This window comes from Cohnella hongkongensis (assembly GCF_042654645.1).
Classification (GTDB): Bacteria; Bacillota; Bacilli; order Paenibacillales; family Paenibacillaceae; genus Cohnella; species Cohnella hongkongensis.
The window spans coordinates 148,633-163,435 of the sequence record NZ_JBHSEP010000011.1 but is presented as its reverse complement, the minus strand read 5'-3'; the positions used below and the strand labels follow the sequence as shown (position 1 = coordinate 163,435).

At 59.7% G+C, this 14,803-nt stretch carries 14 protein-coding genes and 1 riboswitch; of the genes, 12 read left to right on the top strand and 2 right to left on the bottom strand.

The annotated features are described in order from the left end of the window. Positions 1-6: 6 nt before the first annotated feature. The 5 genes from ACFO3S_RS16130 to cyoD all read left to right on the top strand — a co-directional run bounded on the left by ACFO3S_RS16130 (position 7) and on the right by cyoD (position 6,077). On the top strand, positions 7-1,011 hold the full coding sequence (locus tag ACFO3S_RS16130) for a zinc-dependent alcohol dehydrogenase family protein (protein ID WP_378098227.1): 1,005 nt from the start codon (positions 7-9) through the stop codon (positions 1,009-1,011). Positions 1,012-2,223: 1,212 nt separating this feature from the next. Beyond that, complete coding sequence (gene cyoA / locus ACFO3S_RS16125) at positions 2,224-3,096, top strand: ubiquinol oxidase subunit II (RefSeq protein WP_378098311.1); 873 nt, start codon at positions 2,224-2,226, stop codon at positions 3,094-3,096. A 41-nt stretch (positions 3,097-3,137) separates the two neighbouring features. Continuing rightward, positions 3,138-5,108, top strand: coding sequence for a cbb3-type cytochrome c oxidase subunit I (locus tag ACFO3S_RS16120; protein ID WP_378098224.1), 1,971 nt, complete (start codon positions 3,138-3,140; stop codon positions 5,106-5,108). Next, positions 5,108-5,731 (top strand): cytochrome o ubiquinol oxidase subunit III, encoded by a 624-nt coding sequence (cyoC, locus tag ACFO3S_RS16115; RefSeq protein WP_378098221.1) that lies wholly within the window; start codon positions 5,108-5,110, stop codon positions 5,729-5,731. Before ACFO3S_RS16120 ends, cyoC begins: the two co-directional genes overlap by 1 nt. Before the next feature lies 1 nt (position 5,732). Beyond that, on the top strand, positions 5,733-6,077 hold the full coding sequence (cyoD, locus tag ACFO3S_RS16110) for a cytochrome o ubiquinol oxidase subunit IV (protein WP_378098218.1): 345 nt from the start codon (positions 5,733-5,735) through the stop codon (positions 6,075-6,077). Between the two features lie 105 nt (positions 6,078-6,182). Here cyoD and ACFO3S_RS16105 read toward each other — a convergent pair whose 3' ends face one another. Further along, positions 6,183-6,662, bottom strand: coding sequence for a hypothetical protein (locus ACFO3S_RS16105; protein WP_378098215.1), 480 nt, complete (start codon positions 6,660-6,662; stop codon positions 6,183-6,185). A 250-nt stretch (positions 6,663-6,912) separates the two neighbouring features. On the opposite strand from ACFO3S_RS16105, the gene ACFO3S_RS16100 reads away from it, so the two are divergent. The 4 genes from ACFO3S_RS16100 (at position 6,913) to ACFO3S_RS16085 (ending at position 12,151) form a co-directional block, all read left to right on the top strand. Then, positions 6,913-8,367 (top strand): circularly permuted type 2 ATP-grasp protein, encoded by a 1,455-nt coding sequence (locus tag ACFO3S_RS16100; protein WP_378098212.1) that lies wholly within the window; start codon positions 6,913-6,915, stop codon positions 8,365-8,367. Positions 8,368-8,392: 25 nt separating this feature from the next. Continuing rightward, positions 8,393-9,346, top strand: a complete 954-nt coding sequence (locus ACFO3S_RS16095; RefSeq protein WP_378098209.1) for an alpha-E domain-containing protein — start codon at positions 8,393-8,395, stop codon at positions 9,344-9,346. Continuing rightward, positions 9,343-10,209 (top strand): transglutaminase family protein, encoded by an 867-nt coding sequence (locus ACFO3S_RS16090; RefSeq protein WP_378098206.1) that lies wholly within the window; start codon positions 9,343-9,345, stop codon positions 10,207-10,209. The genes ACFO3S_RS16095 and ACFO3S_RS16090 overlap by 4 nt, the downstream gene beginning before the upstream one ends. 237 nt (positions 10,210-10,446) lie before the next feature. Further along, a riboswitch (purine riboswitch) is annotated at positions 10,447-10,546 on the top strand. A gap of 168 nt (positions 10,547-10,714) precedes the next feature. Next, positions 10,715-12,151 (top strand): NAD(P)/FAD-dependent oxidoreductase, encoded by a 1,437-nt coding sequence (locus ACFO3S_RS16085; RefSeq protein ID WP_378098203.1) that lies wholly within the window; start codon positions 10,715-10,717, stop codon positions 12,149-12,151. Positions 12,152-12,216: 65 nt separating this feature from the next. Here ACFO3S_RS16085 and ACFO3S_RS16080 read toward each other — a convergent pair whose 3' ends face one another. Further along, a complete protein-coding gene (locus tag ACFO3S_RS16080; protein ID WP_378098200.1) occupies positions 12,217-12,852 on the bottom strand; it encodes a DsbA family oxidoreductase in 636 nt (211 codons plus the stop codon). A gap of 149 nt (positions 12,853-13,001) precedes the next feature. On the opposite strand from ACFO3S_RS16080, the gene ACFO3S_RS16075 reads away from it, so the two are divergent. The 3 genes from ACFO3S_RS16075 (at position 13,002) to trxA (ending at position 14,763) form a co-directional block, all read left to right on the top strand. Continuing rightward, complete coding sequence (locus tag ACFO3S_RS16075) at positions 13,002-13,829, top strand: aldo/keto reductase (RefSeq protein WP_378098197.1); 828 nt, start codon at positions 13,002-13,004, stop codon at positions 13,827-13,829. A gap of 103 nt (positions 13,830-13,932) precedes the next feature. Continuing rightward, positions 13,933-14,358 carry an RrF2 family transcriptional regulator gene (locus tag ACFO3S_RS16070; RefSeq protein ID WP_378098194.1) on the top strand — a complete coding sequence of 142 codons (426 nt, stop codon included), beginning with the start codon at positions 13,933-13,935 and terminating at the stop codon, positions 14,356-14,358. Between the two features lie 93 nt (positions 14,359-14,451). Further along, a complete protein-coding gene (gene trxA / locus ACFO3S_RS16065) occupies positions 14,452-14,763 on the top strand; it encodes a thioredoxin (protein WP_378098192.1) in 312 nt (103 codons plus the stop codon). The last annotated feature ends 40 nt before the right edge of the window (positions 14,764-14,803 follow it).

The window sequence follows — 14,803 nt, the reverse complement described above, 5'->3', positions numbered from 1 at the left end:
AAGGCGATGAAAACGATGAAGGCGCTTGTTATCGAGAAGCCGCACCATGCGGCGGTCAAGGACGTGCCGTACCCGGCTCCGGGCGCGGGCGAGGTGACGATTAAGGTCGAGAACGTAGGCATATGCGGCACCGATTTTCATATTTTCGAGGGAGAATACATCTCCCCGTACCCGATCGTGCCGGGACACGAATTTTCCGGAGTCGTCCACGAAGTCGGCGAGGGCGTGAAGGCGTTCCGTCCGGGAGACCGGGTGACGGCCGATCCGAGCTTGTTCTGCGGGGAATGCGAATACTGCCTGACGCACAGGGGCAACCATTGCGCGAACTGGGGGGCGCTCGGCAATACGGTGGACGGCAGCATGGCGGAATACGTCAAAGTGCCGGCGAAAAACGTGGTGAAAATTCCGGACGACATGAGCTTCGAGGAGGCGGCGTTCGTCGAGCCGATGGCCTGCGTCGTTCACGGCATGAACCGGCTCGACCTGAAGGCGGGGAACCGGGTGATTCTGTTCGGGGCCGGCGCCATGGGGCTGCAGCTCGTGCAGTCGCTGGCCCGGGCGGGGGCGTCCGAGCTGGTCGTCGTCGACGTTTCCCGGGATAAGCTGAAGCTGGCGCTCGAATTGGGCGCGACCCGGGGCGTACTCAGCGCGGAGCTGAAGCGGGAGGATTATCCGGGCGGCTTCGACGCCGTCATCGACGTGACCGGCATACCGGCGGTCATCGAGAAGGAGTTCGATTACATCGGACCGGCCGGCAAATTCCTGCAATTCGGCGTCACGCCGCAGAACGCGGAGATCCGGATCAGTCCGTTCAAGCTGTACCAGAAGGACTGGACGCTGATCGGCTCGATGGCGATCAACCATACGTTCCTGCCCGCCCTGAACTGGGTGAAGGAAGGGCGCATTCGGCTGAAGCCGCTGATCTCGAAGACAATCCGTCTGGAGGAGGCTGCGGAGTTTCTGGCCAAGCCGAAGGATCCGAATCTGTTCAAGGTGCAGATCAAGCTGTGAGCGGAGGAACGCCGAAGCTGCAAAAGAGCGGCTTTCGGTCTCCGGGTCCCCTAGGAACATAGGAACCCCCGAGCATCGACCGCCTGCAGGCCTGATCCGCCCGGAAATGGGGCATATCCGTATCCGGGTGGGTCATCCCGGCTTGGCGCGATGAGGAGAAGCAGCTTACGCGTACCCGTACGATATCATCCAATTTGCGCTACCGAAGGCTCGCCGGAACGAGCATCTTGAGCTGGACTCCCTCCCCTCCCGTCTCCTCCCGTCAATGTTGTCAGGTTAAGCCGTTGTCGTATGCGATCGACGGCATACGGTCGACGGCATACGGTCGATGGTATACGGTCGACAGCATACGGTCGACGGCATACGGTCGATGGTATGCGACCGATCGTATGCGATCGAAGGCGCGCAACCTGCCGGCAACGTCTAACGGTTGCAGTGGCGCTTAATCGACCGTTTTCCCGAAAAAGGAAAAGCTAACGGTTGCCACCGCGCTTATTTTGGGGTTATCGAGCGAAACGGGCGTTTTCGGCTGAAATAGCCGCTGCTGCAACCGTTACAACCTCCGCACTGCGAAAAGGGCACAATTAGCGGCGCTGGCAACCGTTACGTTAGTGGGCTGGCGGGGGCTCGCGGGGTTGGCGTGTGTTGGTCTGGACTGGCGGGGGTTAGCGGGGTTGGCGTGTGTTGGCCTGGACTGGCGAGGGCTCGCGGAGTGCATAGGTTGGTCTGGACTGGCGTGGGTTGACGTGGTGGTTGGCGCGAGCTGGCATAGGTTGGCGTGGATTGGCACGAGTTGGCCTTTGTTCGCGATGACTGTCGGGGCTCCGCCGGCAACGGGGACGATTCCTGTAAGGCCGCTTGTTGACCGTTTGCTTAACCTGACAATATTGGGGGGAGGATGCCGTATCGGTGTTCTCCCTTTTTTCCATGCAAGCCCTCGGCGCTAAGCAAGATTCCCCCAATCGCTGTCTCCCTCCCCTTCTCTCCTCCGCGATGGCCCCCCTTATTTCGCCAAAGTATCGGTCTTCATGTAACAAAATTCACATTGTGTCAAACCAGTGAACAAACTATTGCGAAATTTCAACGTTTCGTTGTCGCCTTTGTTAACTGTGAGGAAAGTCGCTGAGCTTTCTGATATGTTGAGGTCAGCGGCGGAAATGAGGCCGCGGCAACGAAGGATTCGGTAGCAGCAAGAGGATGGGGGAGATGAACATGTTGAAGGGGTTGAGACGGCTGACGGCCGTTCTATCCATGGTCGCGACGGCGGCGCTGCTCAGCGGATGCGCCGAGAAGGTCGTCGTGCTCAATCCGAAGGGCGAGATCGGCAAGCATCAGATGGATTTGATCCTGCTGTCGACGGCGCTCTGTCTGGTCGTCATCGTACCGGTGCTGATCTTGACGTTCTATCTGGTATGGAAATATCGCCACAAGCCCGGCAGGGAGGCGAAGTACGATCCGACCTGGGAGCACAGCACGAAGCTGGAGGCGATCTGGTGGGGGATCCCGATCGTCATCATCGCCATCCTCGGCACGATTACCGTTAGATATACGCATATGCTCGAGCCGTCCAGGCCGATCGAGCACGAAGCCGAGCCGATCGTCATTCAGGTGACCTCGCTCGACTGGAAGTGGCTGTTCCAGTATCCGGAGCAGGGCATCGCATCGGTCAATTACGTGCAGTTTCCCGAGGACGTGCCGATCCGCTTCGAGCTGACCTCGGACGCGCCGATGAACTCGTTCTGGATTCCGCAGCTGGGCGGACAGATCTATACGATGTCCGGGATGGCGATGAAGCTTCACCTGATCGCAGAGGAGCCGGGCGACTATATGGGGATGGGCGCCAACTTCAGCGGCAAGGACTTCGGCAAGATGAATTTCACGGCCAAGGCGACCTCGGAGGAGGAGTTCGAGGCTTGGGTCGAGCAGGTGAAGGGGTCCTCTCCGGAGCTGACGACCGAAGGCTACGTGGAGCTTGCGAAGCCGGGCGTGTCGGATGTGCAGACCTTCTCTTCGATTCCGGAAGGCTTGTTCGAGAAAATCGTGACCAAATATAGCAGCGCGCACAATCATGGCTCCTCCGACTAAGCCAGGACTATCGCGAGAATGAAGGGAAAGAAGGTGCCGACATGTGGGATAACCTTAAAGAGTTCGCCTCCGAGTTTTTCGTAACGGGGGATCCGCTGATCTACGGAGCCGACGTGGCCATCGTGCTCACGATGGCGGCCATCGTGACCGCTCTTACTTATTTCAAGAAATGGACGTGGCTGTGGAAGGAATGGCTGACGACCGTCGATCATAAAAAAATCGGCATTATGTACGTGATCGCGGCGCTGCTGATGCTGTTCCGCGGAGGCGTGGACGCGCTGCTGATGCGGACGCAGCTGGCCGTGCCGGAGCTGGAGTTTCTGAACGCGGAGCACTACAACCAGATTTTCACGACGCACGGGGTCATCATGATTCTGTTCATGGCGATGCCGCTTATGTTCGGCCTGTTCAATCTGGTCGTTCCGCTGCAGATCGGGGCGCGCGACGTCGCGTTTCCTTTCCTGAACTCGCTGAGCTTCTGGCTGTTTTTCTTCGGGGCGATGCTGTTCAACCTGAGCTTCGTCATCGGAGGCTCGCCGGATGCGGGCTGGCTGGCCTATCCGCCGCTGTCGGGGACGCAGTTCAGTCCGGGCGTCGGACAGGACTTCTATATATGGGGCATTCAGATTTCCGGGATCGGCAGCTTGATGACCGGGATCAACTTCATCGTCACGATTCTGAAGATGCGGGCTCCCGGGATGAAGCTGATGAAGATGCCGATGTTCACCTGGTCGGTGCTGTCGAGCAGTCTGACTATTATTTTGGCATTCCCGATCTTGACGGTGACGCTGTTCCTGCTGTTCATCGACCGCTATCTGGGCGCGCACTTCTTCACGCTGGACGGCGGCGGCAACCCGATGATGTATATCAACCTGATCTGGATGTGGGGACACCCCGAGGTGTACATCGTCATTCTGCCCGCGTTCGGCATTTTCTCCGAGATTGTCGCGACCTTTTCCAAGAAGAGGCTGTTCGGCTACAAGTCGATGGTGTTCGCTCTCATGAGCATCAGCGTCGCATCGTTCTTCACCTGGGCGCACCACTTCTTCACGATGGGCTCGGGGGCCAACGTTAACGCGTTCTTCGCCGTTACGACGATGATCATCGCGATTCCGACCGGGGTCAAGGTGTTCAACTGGCTGTTCACGATGTATCGGGGACGGCTGTCGTTCCCGACGCCGATGCTGTGGATGCTCGGCTTCATTCCGTGCTTCGTCGTCGGCGGGATGACCGGGGTGCTGCTGTCGGTCGCTCCGGCGGACTTCCAGTTCCATAACAGCTATTTCCTGATCGCCCACTTCCATCAGGTGCTGATCGGCGGCGTCGCGTTCGGTTACTTCGCGGGACTGTACTACTGGTGGCCGAAGGTGTTCGGCTTCAAGCTGAACGAGAAGATCGGCAAATGGGCGTTCTGGCTGTGGAATATCGGCTTCTACGTCTGCTTCATGCCGCAGTACGTGCTTGGCTTGATGGGAATGACGCGTCGCGTCAGCAGCTACGGCTGGGACAGAGGCTGGTACGAGCTGAACTTGACGTCGACGATCGGGGGCTTCCTGATGGGGATCGGCTTCCTGTTCCAGGTGTGGCAAATTCTGCACAGCATCAAGTTTATGGAAAAGGATACGACGGGAGATCCGTGGGACGGACGGACGCTCGAGTGGACCCTTCCGTCGCCGGCTCCGGTCTACAATTTCGCCACGCTCCCTGTGGTCGAGCATAAGGACGATTTCTGGGAGGAGAAGCAGCGCATCGCCGCCGGCGGCGCTCCGAGACCGAAGCCTCCGCTGGAGCCGATCCATATGCCGAGGAACTCGGGAATTCCGATTATCATGTCCTTCTTCTTTTTCGTTGCCGGATTCGGCTTCGTCTGGGATTGGCTGTGGATGATCGTTCCGGGACTGGCCGGCGTGGCGGTATGCATGCTCGTTCACTCTTTTAATTACAATACGGATTACGATATCCCGGTCGAGGAAATCAAACGCGCGGAAGCTGCGGCGGGGAGGGCTGTCTAATGGCTAAGTCGGGTAATTATAACGCCCCGTCGCCGTCTCACGGGGGCGCCCACGGGGGGCATCACGATCTCGAGGGCATGCGGCTGATGGGCTTCTGGATTTTCCTGATCACGGACTGCATCCTGTTCGGGACGCTGTTCGCCACGTATGTCGTTCTTAGCGGCAACACGGCCGGAGGCCCGACCGGCGCCGAGCTGTTCGAGATGCCGGGAGTGATCGCCGAGACGTTCATTCTGCTCACGAGCAGCTTCACGAGCGGACTTGCGGTGCTGGCGATGAACAGAGGCGACCGCAAAGGGCTGATTTCCTGGCTGGCGGTCACGGTCGTGCTTGGCGCGGCGTTTCTTACGCTGGAGGTGACGGAGTTCGTCACCCTCGTGCACGAAGGCGCGACGATCTCGACGAGCGCCCACTGGTCCGGCTTCTATACGCTGGTCGGCACGCACGGGCTTCACGTTTCGCTCGGTCTCGTCTGGATGATCGCGATTATGATCCAGCTCGGGCGTCGCGGCATCAACTCCGTGACGCGCCGCAAGGTGAACGTGATCAGCTTGTACTGGCACTTTCTCGACGTCGTCTGGATCTTCGTCTTTACGATCGTCTACCTGCTGGAGGTGATGTAAGATGGCGCAGCAACTGAATCACGACACCCATGCTGCCGACGAACACGGCGCGCACGAGTCCCACGGCTCGCTCAAGTCTTACGTCATCGGCTTCGTTCTGTCGCTCGTTCTGACGATCATTCCTCTCGTTATCGTGCTGAACGACGTGCTGGAGGGCGCGGCGGCCAAGGTCGTGCTGCTCGGCGCGGCGATTCTGCAGTTCGTCGTGCAGCTCGTCTACTTCATGCATCTGAAGCAGGAAGGCAAGCCGAGGTACAATCTCATGGTGCTGATCCTCGGGCTCATTATCGTGCTGACGATCGTCGCCGGCTCGATCTGGATTATGACCTATAATAAAGTGGCGTAGGCGCAGCGGTACGTCCAGTGAACAAGAGGCAGCAAGCCCCGGCATACGGCGGCTTGCTGCCTCTTCGCGCTGCGCCTGCCGACCGGTCCGGCGTTCCCGGCGGCGTCACGACGTGCACCGGGCGAAACGGCTGTCGTTCAGGCGGCCGGAGCGGGAGACGATGGTCAGATTTCCTCCCGCCGAGACGAGCGTGTAACGGATCGTTCGGGCTCCCGCGTCGCCTCCGGCCAGTGAGGCGCTGACGACGATTCCGGCGGCGCTGCGGCGAAGAATCCGCAAGCCCTCGACCGTGTACGGGGCGGGAGCGGGCTCGGAGGCGATCACGTAGCGCCTTCCTTGGTAGTTGATCGGATCCAGATTGCACAGCAGGGTTCGGCTGAGCGGCTTGCTCCAGCAGCGGCGGAAATACGCCTCGATTTTCTCCCGGGAGCCGAATCGATCGGGCAGTCGTCTGTATTCGTCTCCGTTGAAGGTGATCGACGGCCCGTCGGAGGCGGAGCCGCAGACGGCGTGCCATTGATTCTCCGCATAGCGGATAAATGAAGTCAGTCGGGCGGTATCGTTCGCGGCGGCTGAGCTCGGCATGGTGACATCCCTCCCCTGCTATCGTATGAAACGGGGCGGCAAGGAGAGCGGGTGGTTGTCCGGCGGCGGAGAAATTCTGATCGAAATCTGCGCATCCCGCTATGCGCGTATGACCTATATATAACCCAGTGAGTAATTTATGTGTTAAGTATACAAAATAAATCAGTCATATATGTAACTATTATTGACACGAAAATGCCGAAGGAATATGATTACAGTAAAAACCCGGTGGGGAGAAGGAGCCGCTAAGATGGGAATAACGAACGATACGACGGTGCCTTCGCTTTCATCCCTGTATTACAACGAGATGTATGACGGGGCGCGGGTCCGCTCTCACTATGCCAAGGTTCATGAGCTGATCGGACGAATGGCGCCTCAGGAGCGGATCGCCCGGCAGGCGAAGATGAACGGGAGGCTGCTGGAGGAGGGGATAACGTTCACGCTGTCCGGGGCCGGACAGCCCGAAGCGCTGGAGCGGACGATTCCGTTCGATCTGATCCCGAGAATTATACCGGCGGACGAATGGGAGAGCATCGAGCAAGGTACACGGCAGCGGGTACGGGCGCTGAACGCCTTTCTGGCCGACATCTACCACGAGCAGTGCATTCTGAAGGACGGGCTCGTTCCGCGCCGGATGGTGATGGGAAACCGGTATTTCCGCACGGAAATGATGCGTCTCTCGCTGCCGGGAGGCGCATACGTAACCGCATCCGGCATCGATCTCATCCGCGACGAGAAAGGCGGATACTTCGTGCTGGAGGACAATCTGCGTTCTCCGTCCGGCTTCTCCTACGTGTTCAAGAGCCGCTCCATCATGACGCACGATTTTCCCGAGCTGATCTTCTCTTACCCGGTGCGCGGCATCGACCGCTTCCTTCAGCATTTCCGAACGTCCTTGCGCAAGCTCTCGCCCTCCGATAAAGCCGAGCCGGTCGTCGCCCTTCTGACGCCGGGAAGCTACAATTCAGCCTATTTCGAGCACGTCTTTCTCGCTCAGCAGATGGGAATTGAACTGGTCGAGGGCCGGGATCTCGTATGCAGGGATCATAAAATCTACATTCGCAGTCTGTCGGGGCTGAGGCAGGTCGACGTGCTGTACCGGCGCATCGACGACGACTTTCTCGACCCGCTCGCCTTCCGCCCGGATTCCTTGCTGGGCGTGGCCGGACTGATGAACGCCTATCGCTACGGAAACATTGCGATCGCCAACGCGCCGGGAACTGGCGTGGCCGACGATAAGGCGATCTACACGTTCGTCCCCGAGATGATCCGCTACTACTTGAACGAGCGCCCTATTCTAAGCAACGTGCCGACTTATCTGATGAGCCGGCCGGACGAGAGGGAGCACGTTCTGGAGCGGCTGGAGGAGATGGTCGTGAAGGAGACGTCGCTGTCCGGCGGGTACGGCATGCTGGTCGGGCCCTCTTCGACGGAGCTGGAGCGGGAGCTGTTCGCCGCGAAAATCCGGGAAAATCCGGACAACTATATCGCGCAGCCGACGATCAAGCTTTCGACGTCCCCGATTAACCAGGAGGGGCGAATCTCGCATCGGCATATCGACCTTAGGGTGTTCGCCGTCTCGGACGGAGAGAACGTCCGGGTGCTGCCTGGAGGGCTGACGAGGGTGGCGATGAAGGAGGGCTCGCTCGTCGTGAATTCGTCCCAAGGCGGAGGCGTTAAAGATACTTGGGTGCTGTCTCGATAATTTCGTCCATAAGGAGAGGGTCTGAATGCTGGATCGGATAGCGGAAAGCCTGTTCTGGATCGGGCGGTATACCGAACGGGCGGAAAATCATGCAAGGCTGCTCGACGTATACTACCATCTGCGGGAAGAGGACGGAGAGGAGCCGGAGGCGACATGGCAGCGGATCGCCGAAGCGATCGGAGACTGCGCCCTGTACGAGGAAAGGTACGACAGCTATCGGGAGCGCGACGTTTTGTTCTTCCTGGCGCTCGATTGGACGCAGCCGAATTCGATTCTGTCCTGTATGACCCAGGCGCGGAACAATCTGAAGATGATCCGGGAGCAGCTGCCCTCCGAGCTGTGGAACCTGCTGAACGGCGCTTATCTGTGGCTGAAGGGCGTGCGGATGGAGGAGATCGCGGAAGCTTCTCCGCACAGCTTCTTCCAGAAGCTGAAGGAGCGGCTTGCCGCCTTCCAGGGAACGGCCGTCTCCATCGCGCTGCGGGACGAGTCGTGGCATATGCTCGAAAGCGGGCGCTATCTGGAACGCTCCGAGAACGTGGTCCGGCTGCTTCAGTCGGTCGGCCGGATTGCGCCGGAGCAGCGAAAGGGCGCTTACGGCTATACGGTTGCGCTGCTGAAATCGGTCGGCGGGTACGAGGCGTTCCGCCGTCAAAGTCAGGAGGACCTTACGCTGGAGGGGGTGTCGCGTTTTCTGGTCCTGCAGGAGTCGTTCCCGCGCTCGGCCCAATTTTCGTTGGCGGCGTTCGAGCGGCGTCTGAAGGACATCCGGCGGGAATCCGACCGGGCCAATCCGGCGCTCGAGAAGACGATCCGGATGGCGGGCAAGGCGCGGTCCGAGCTCGGCTGGCTCGACCGCAGCGACATCACTCTGGATACGCTGAACGTCGTGCTGCAGCAGCTGCTGACGACGAACCGCCAGCTGGGCGAAGCGGTGGCGGGCGTCTTTTTTTCCCGGGGACGGGAGGTTACCGCATGAGACTCGACATTTGCCATGTGACGAAATATCGCTACGATTCGCCGGTGACGGACAGTGTCAATGAGATTCGCTTATCGCCCCGAACGGACGAGAGACAGGCGTGTTACCAGCATCGGCTGGTCATCGAGCCCAACGTGCAGCTGCAATCCTACGAGGACTTCTTCGGCAATCGCGTGCATTCCTTCACGGCCAACTCGCCCCATTCGGAGCTGGTGATCACAGCCTATTCGACGGTGGTGACGCGGGACCGCGATACGCTGTGGCAGGCCGCGTGGGGAGCGGAGGAGTCTTGGCGCCGGGTGAGAAGCCTGGACTTTATCGACGCGAACGCGGAATATTTGCTGCCGACGGTCTATGCGTCTTTCGATCCGGCGGTGGAGGCGTACGCCTCCCGGATTGGAGGAGAGGAGGAGGGCGTCTTCGGGTTCGTGCGCCATGCGGCCAACGCGATCTTCGGCGATTTTCAATACAAGCCGCTGTCCACCGGGGTGCATACGAAGGCCGAGGAGCTGATCGAGATCGGCTCCGGCGTCTGCCAGGACTTCGCGCATTTGCTGATTGCGGTGTGCCGTCTGCGGGGCGTGCCGGCCCGCTATGTGAGCGGCTACCACTTCGTCGGCGACCTGCAGGGACGGGACGCGGACTTCGAGCAGGCGTCGCACGCATGGGTCGAAGCTTACGTGCCCGGCGTCGGGTGGCAGGGGATCGATCCTACGAACAACAATCTCGTCGACTGGCGCTACGTGAAGCTCGGGCACGGCCGCGATTATCCCGACATCGTGCCGGTCAAGGGCATCTACCGAGGAACGTCCGGCCAGTCGCTGCAGGTGACGGTGGACGTCCAGTTGGCCGAGACGGGCTGAGTCGGACGGAGGACGCGCTCGCCCTCGGCCTGCTCATCGGACTGCGGGGCGGGACGATTCGGGGTTTTACGGACTCCTCGGGCAGGGGCGCATTCGGGCTAATGTTCGGTAAAATTAAGTTTTTTAGGCGAATTTGTTTTTAATCCATCGATATAAAAGCTTATTTACGAATGATTGGGCGAATTTCGGCTTGACCTGTACGTGAAAAACGGTTAACCTACGTAATGGACAGCGACATCAACCGTCAATGGATCCATTCGTATATCCCTGGCGATAGGGGCCGGGGGTCTCTACCAGGAGCCTTAAATTCCTGACTACGATGGGTACGGGATTCCCGTATCTTCGGAGTCGGGATTTTTTTTCGTGATTTCAGCAAGTCTACCATGCGCTATTCTGATCGGAATCCCCTCCGGCATCAACGCGATACTGCGTCTAGAGGACGCCGATGGGGCTTTTGCTTGGACTGTCCAAACATCATAGGGCTAACCGGAAGGAGAAAATGCGAATGAGCGCTTACGACGTAATTGTGGTGGGAGCCGGCCCGACGGGAATATTCGCTTGCTACGAATTGATGAGGAACGCTCCGCAGCTGAAGGTGCTTCTGGTTGATAAGGGCCACGATATTCATCGCCGCCGCTGTCCGATTCTGGAAAGCAAAATCGAGCGGTGTCCTCCGCCCGCCGGCAAAAAGGAGTTCGCAGGCTGCCTGCCCGCCTGCTCGATTACGGCCGGATTCGGGGGAGCCGGCGCATACAGCGACGGCAAGTTCAACATCACGACGGAGTTCGGAGGCTGGTTGACCGATTATTTGCCTCCTTCGCGGGTGCTGAATCTGATCCGCTACGTGGACGACATCAATCTGAAGCACGGAGCGGCCTTGAGCTTGACCGACCCGACGACGGAGACGGTTCGGGACATTGAACGCAGAGCGTACGCGGCCGGTCTGAAGCTGCTGAGGGCGCAGGTCCGGCATCTGGGGACGGAGCAGAATCTGGAAATTCTGAAGTCGATCTATGAGGAGCTGTGCGGCCGCGTCGAGATGAGGTTCAAAACCGAGGTCGCGGATGTGCTGTCCGTGAAGGAGGACGGGAAGCATCGCGTCCGGGGCGTCGTGCTGAAGGGCGGCGAGGAGATCGAGGCGGATACGGTCGTCGTCGCGCCCGGAAGGGACGGATCCGGCTGGCTGGCCGAGGTGCTCAAGAAGAGGCGCCTGTCGATGACGAACAACCAGGTGGACGTCGGGGTGCGGGTGGAGACGTCGGATGTCGTCATGCGGGAGATCAACGAGCATCTCTATGAGGGAAAATTCGTGTTTCACACGTCGGTGGGCACGAGGGTGCGGACGTTCTGCAGCAATCCGTCGGGCCATGTCGTGGTGGAGAATCACAGCGGCGTGATGGCCGCGAACGGTCACGCGTTCAAGGACCCGGCGCTCGGCTCGACGAATACGAATTTCGCGCTGCTCGTCTCTCATGCGTTCACCGAGCCGTTCGACAAGCCGAACGAATATGCCCGTGAAATCTGCCAACGGGCCAACGATCTGTCGGGCGGCGGGTTGATCGTCCAGAAGTTCGGCGATATGATGCGCGGCCGGCGTTCGACGTCCCGACGGATTAAGGAAGGCTTTATCGAGCCGACTTTGCCGGAGGCGGTGCCGGGCGATCTGGGGCTCGTGCTCCCGTACAACACGATGAAATCGTTAATCGAGATGGTCGAGGCGCTGGACAAGGTGACTCCCGGCATGGCTTCCGAGCATACGCTGTTCTACGGAGTCGAGGCCAAGTTCTACTCGGCGCGTCCGAAGCTGACCGAGACGCTGGAGACGGAAATCTCCGGGCTGTACTGCGGGGGCGACGGAGCGGGGGTGACGCGGGGGCTCGCTCAGGCCGGCGCGGCCGGCGTCTGGATCGCGCGGGCCATTGCCGGGGGCGCGGGGAAGTAAAGCGGGGCTTGCGCAACGGCGGCCGCTGCCCGGCGGATCGAGCCGGACAGCGGCCGCCGTGCGGCTTAGCCGGTTTGGGCGATTTTCTTGAACGCTTCGAGGAACTGCGCCGACGGATAAGCTCCGGACAAGGCGTACTTATTGTCGATAATGAAGAAGGGCACGCCGGAGATGCCGATCGCCTGGGCGGTCGCCATATCCTTCTCGACGTCCTCGAGGCCTTCCCCGTTGTCGAGCAGGCGCCGGGCTTCCTCGGCGTCGAGCCCGAGCTCGGAAGCGATGTCGAGCAGCACGTCCAGCCTGGCGATGTCCCGTCCGTCCTCGAAATAGGCTTTCATGACCGCCTCGATCCAGGTCGCCTCGTCTTCCTGGGGCAGAAGGGCGGTTATCCGGTGCGCGAGCACCGTGTTCGGCATGCGCTCCACCTTCTCGAAGCGGAAGGTGACGCCTACGTTCGCTCCCGCTTCCGTTATCCGTTGCTGCATCGAACGAAGCCGTTCCGCTCCGCCCATTTTTTTCTCCATGACGCTTCCGAACGGAAGACCCTCCGCCGGCAGGGACGGGTCGAGCTGGTACGCGTGATAGCTGACCTCGATCGGCTGTCCCGTCTGCTCCGTCCAGGTCTCGATTGCGTCGTTCATGTTCTTCTTGCCGATTCTGCACCAGGGACATACCATGTCGGAGTACACGTCTATTTTCATCGCGGCCACCTCTTCGGATTGGGATATCTTTCTTCTCCCTAGTATGGCAGACGGCCGGGGCGGATTCAATGTACGGTTGGCCGTGAGGCGTGCTAATATAGGAGGGAACAACGACAGACAGGATGATCGTTATAGGGGAGGAGAACGGAATGAAGCTGACCATCGATTCGGCGGCCGAGCTGCTGAACGGAACGCAAATGCCGCGGCTCGGCTTGGGCGTCTGGAGGGCGAAGGACGGAGAGGAGACGGAGAACGCGGTGCTGGCCGCGCTGGAAGCGGGGTACCGCAGCATCGATACCGCATCCCTGTACGGCAACGAGCGAAGCGTCGGCCGAGCGATCCGCGCGTCGGGCGTGCCCCGCGAGAACGTGTTCGTCACGACGAAGGTGTGGAACGACGAGCAGGGCTACGACAGCACGATCGCCGCCTTCAAGAGAAGCCTGGAGCGGCTCGATATGGACTATGCGGATTTGTATCTCGTTCATTGGCCCGTCGTCGGCAAGTACAAGGAGACCTACCGGGCGCTGGAGGATCTGTACGAGCAAGGGCTCGTCCGGGCGATCGGAGTCAGCAACTTCAACATCTCGCATCTCGAGGATCTGATGGGGAGCTGCCGCATCAAGCCGATGGTCAATCAGGTCGAGATGCATCCGCTGCTCACGCAGAAACAGCTGCTGGCCTTCTGCCGCAAGGAAGGCGTCCAGTTGGAGTCCTGGAGACCGCTTATGCAGGGCAGGCTCGATCATCCGCTGATCGCCGGGCTTGCTGAGAAATACGGCAGAACGCCGGCGCAGATTCTCATCCGCTGGCAGCTGCAATTAGGCGTCGTGACGATTCCGAAGTCGTCCAAGGCCGAGCGCATTCGCGAGAATGCCGACGTGTTCGGCTTCGAGCTGGAGCCCGAGGACATGGCGGCCATCGACGAACTGAACGAGAATCGGCGTTTCGGAGCGGACCCGGAGCATATCGACTTCTAGCATAAAATCGGGGGGCGGCAGGGGATAATACAGAAGAAGTCGGCTATTGACAGCCTCAACTGTAACTGTTAATATTACAGTAATCACCGGGGAGGCTGAACGCATGAACAGTGAATTTGTTATAGCTGTCCACAGCTTGGTCCTCTTGGCGCATCGCCCCGATGGGATGGCATCCAGCGAAGAGATTGCGACCAACGTGTGCACGAATCCGGTGCGCGTCCGCAAGGTGATGAGCTGCTTGCGCAAGAACGGCTTCGTGGATACCCGTGAAGGCTCGGGCGGCGGTTACCGGCTGTCTCGAGAGCCGGGAAGCATGACGCTGGCCGACGTCTATCGCGCCCTGGCCTCGGGCTCGCTCGCTCCGAAATGGTGCAGCGGGGATCCGGAGTCCGACTGTCTGGTCGGCTCGAACATGGGCGAGGTCATGAACGCGGTCTTCTGCGGCGCGGACCAACAGCTGGAGAGGTATTTCGAATCGATTACGATCGGGCAGATGCTGTCCAGACTGACCGCGATGGCGAAGACCTAGTCCGGCGGATCTCGAGGGTGGAGCGGGCTTCTCTGACGGCCCGATCATCATAGGTGTTATCACATTTATACTTGAGGATAGGAGAGATGTCTTATGGCAGTCGCAATTACGAAAGAGAACTTCGGCGAGAACGTGGCGCAAGGCGTGTCCTTGCTTGATTTCTGGGCGCCTTGGTGCGGACCTTGCAAAATGCAGCTTCCGATCGTGGAGGAGCTGTCCGAGGAACTGAAAGGAACGGCGACCATCGCGAAGGTCAACGTGGACGAAGAGCCGGAGCTGGCGAGCCAGTTCGGCGTCATGAGCATTCCGACGCTTATTCTGTTCAAGGACGGACAACCGGTGGACAAAATGGTCGGCCTGCAAAGCAAGGAAGCGCTGAAAGCGAAAATCCAGAACCAACTGTAATGTGGAGTAAAGAACGCCGTTAGCCCCCTGCATGGTGGCT

Coding starts and splice junctions, on each gene's coding strand:
- ACFO3S_RS16130 (WP_378098227.1), top strand. CDS start 7: ATGAAAACGATGAAGGCGCTTGTTATCGAGAAGCCGCACCATGCGGCG.
- cyoA (WP_378098311.1), top strand. CDS start 2,224: ATGTTGAAGGGGTTGAGACGGCTGACGGCCGTTCTATCCATGGTCGCG.
- ACFO3S_RS16120 (WP_378098224.1), top strand. CDS start 3,138: ATGTGGGATAACCTTAAAGAGTTCGCCTCCGAGTTTTTCGTAACGGGG.
- cyoC (WP_378098221.1), top strand. CDS start 5,108: ATGGCTAAGTCGGGTAATTATAACGCCCCGTCGCCGTCTCACGGGGGC.
- cyoD (WP_378098218.1), top strand. CDS start 5,733: ATGGCGCAGCAACTGAATCACGACACCCATGCTGCCGACGAACACGGC.
- ACFO3S_RS16105 (WP_378098215.1), bottom strand. CDS start 6,662: ATGCCGAGCTCAGCCGCCGCGAACGATACCGCCCGACTGACTTCATTT.
- ACFO3S_RS16100 (WP_378098212.1), top strand. CDS start 6,913: ATGGGAATAACGAACGATACGACGGTGCCTTCGCTTTCATCCCTGTAT.
- ACFO3S_RS16095 (WP_378098209.1), top strand. CDS start 8,393: ATGCTGGATCGGATAGCGGAAAGCCTGTTCTGGATCGGGCGGTATACC.
- ACFO3S_RS16090 (WP_378098206.1), top strand. CDS start 9,343: ATGAGACTCGACATTTGCCATGTGACGAAATATCGCTACGATTCGCCG.
- ACFO3S_RS16085 (WP_378098203.1), top strand. CDS start 10,715: ATGAGCGCTTACGACGTAATTGTGGTGGGAGCCGGCCCGACGGGAATA.
- ACFO3S_RS16080 (WP_378098200.1), bottom strand. CDS start 12,852: ATGAAAATAGACGTGTACTCCGACATGGTATGTCCCTGGTGCAGAATC.
- ACFO3S_RS16075 (WP_378098197.1), top strand. CDS start 13,002: ATGAAGCTGACCATCGATTCGGCGGCCGAGCTGCTGAACGGAACGCAA.
- ACFO3S_RS16070 (WP_378098194.1), top strand. CDS start 13,933: ATGAACAGTGAATTTGTTATAGCTGTCCACAGCTTGGTCCTCTTGGCG.
- trxA (WP_378098192.1), top strand. CDS start 14,452: ATGGCAGTCGCAATTACGAAAGAGAACTTCGGCGAGAACGTGGCGCAA.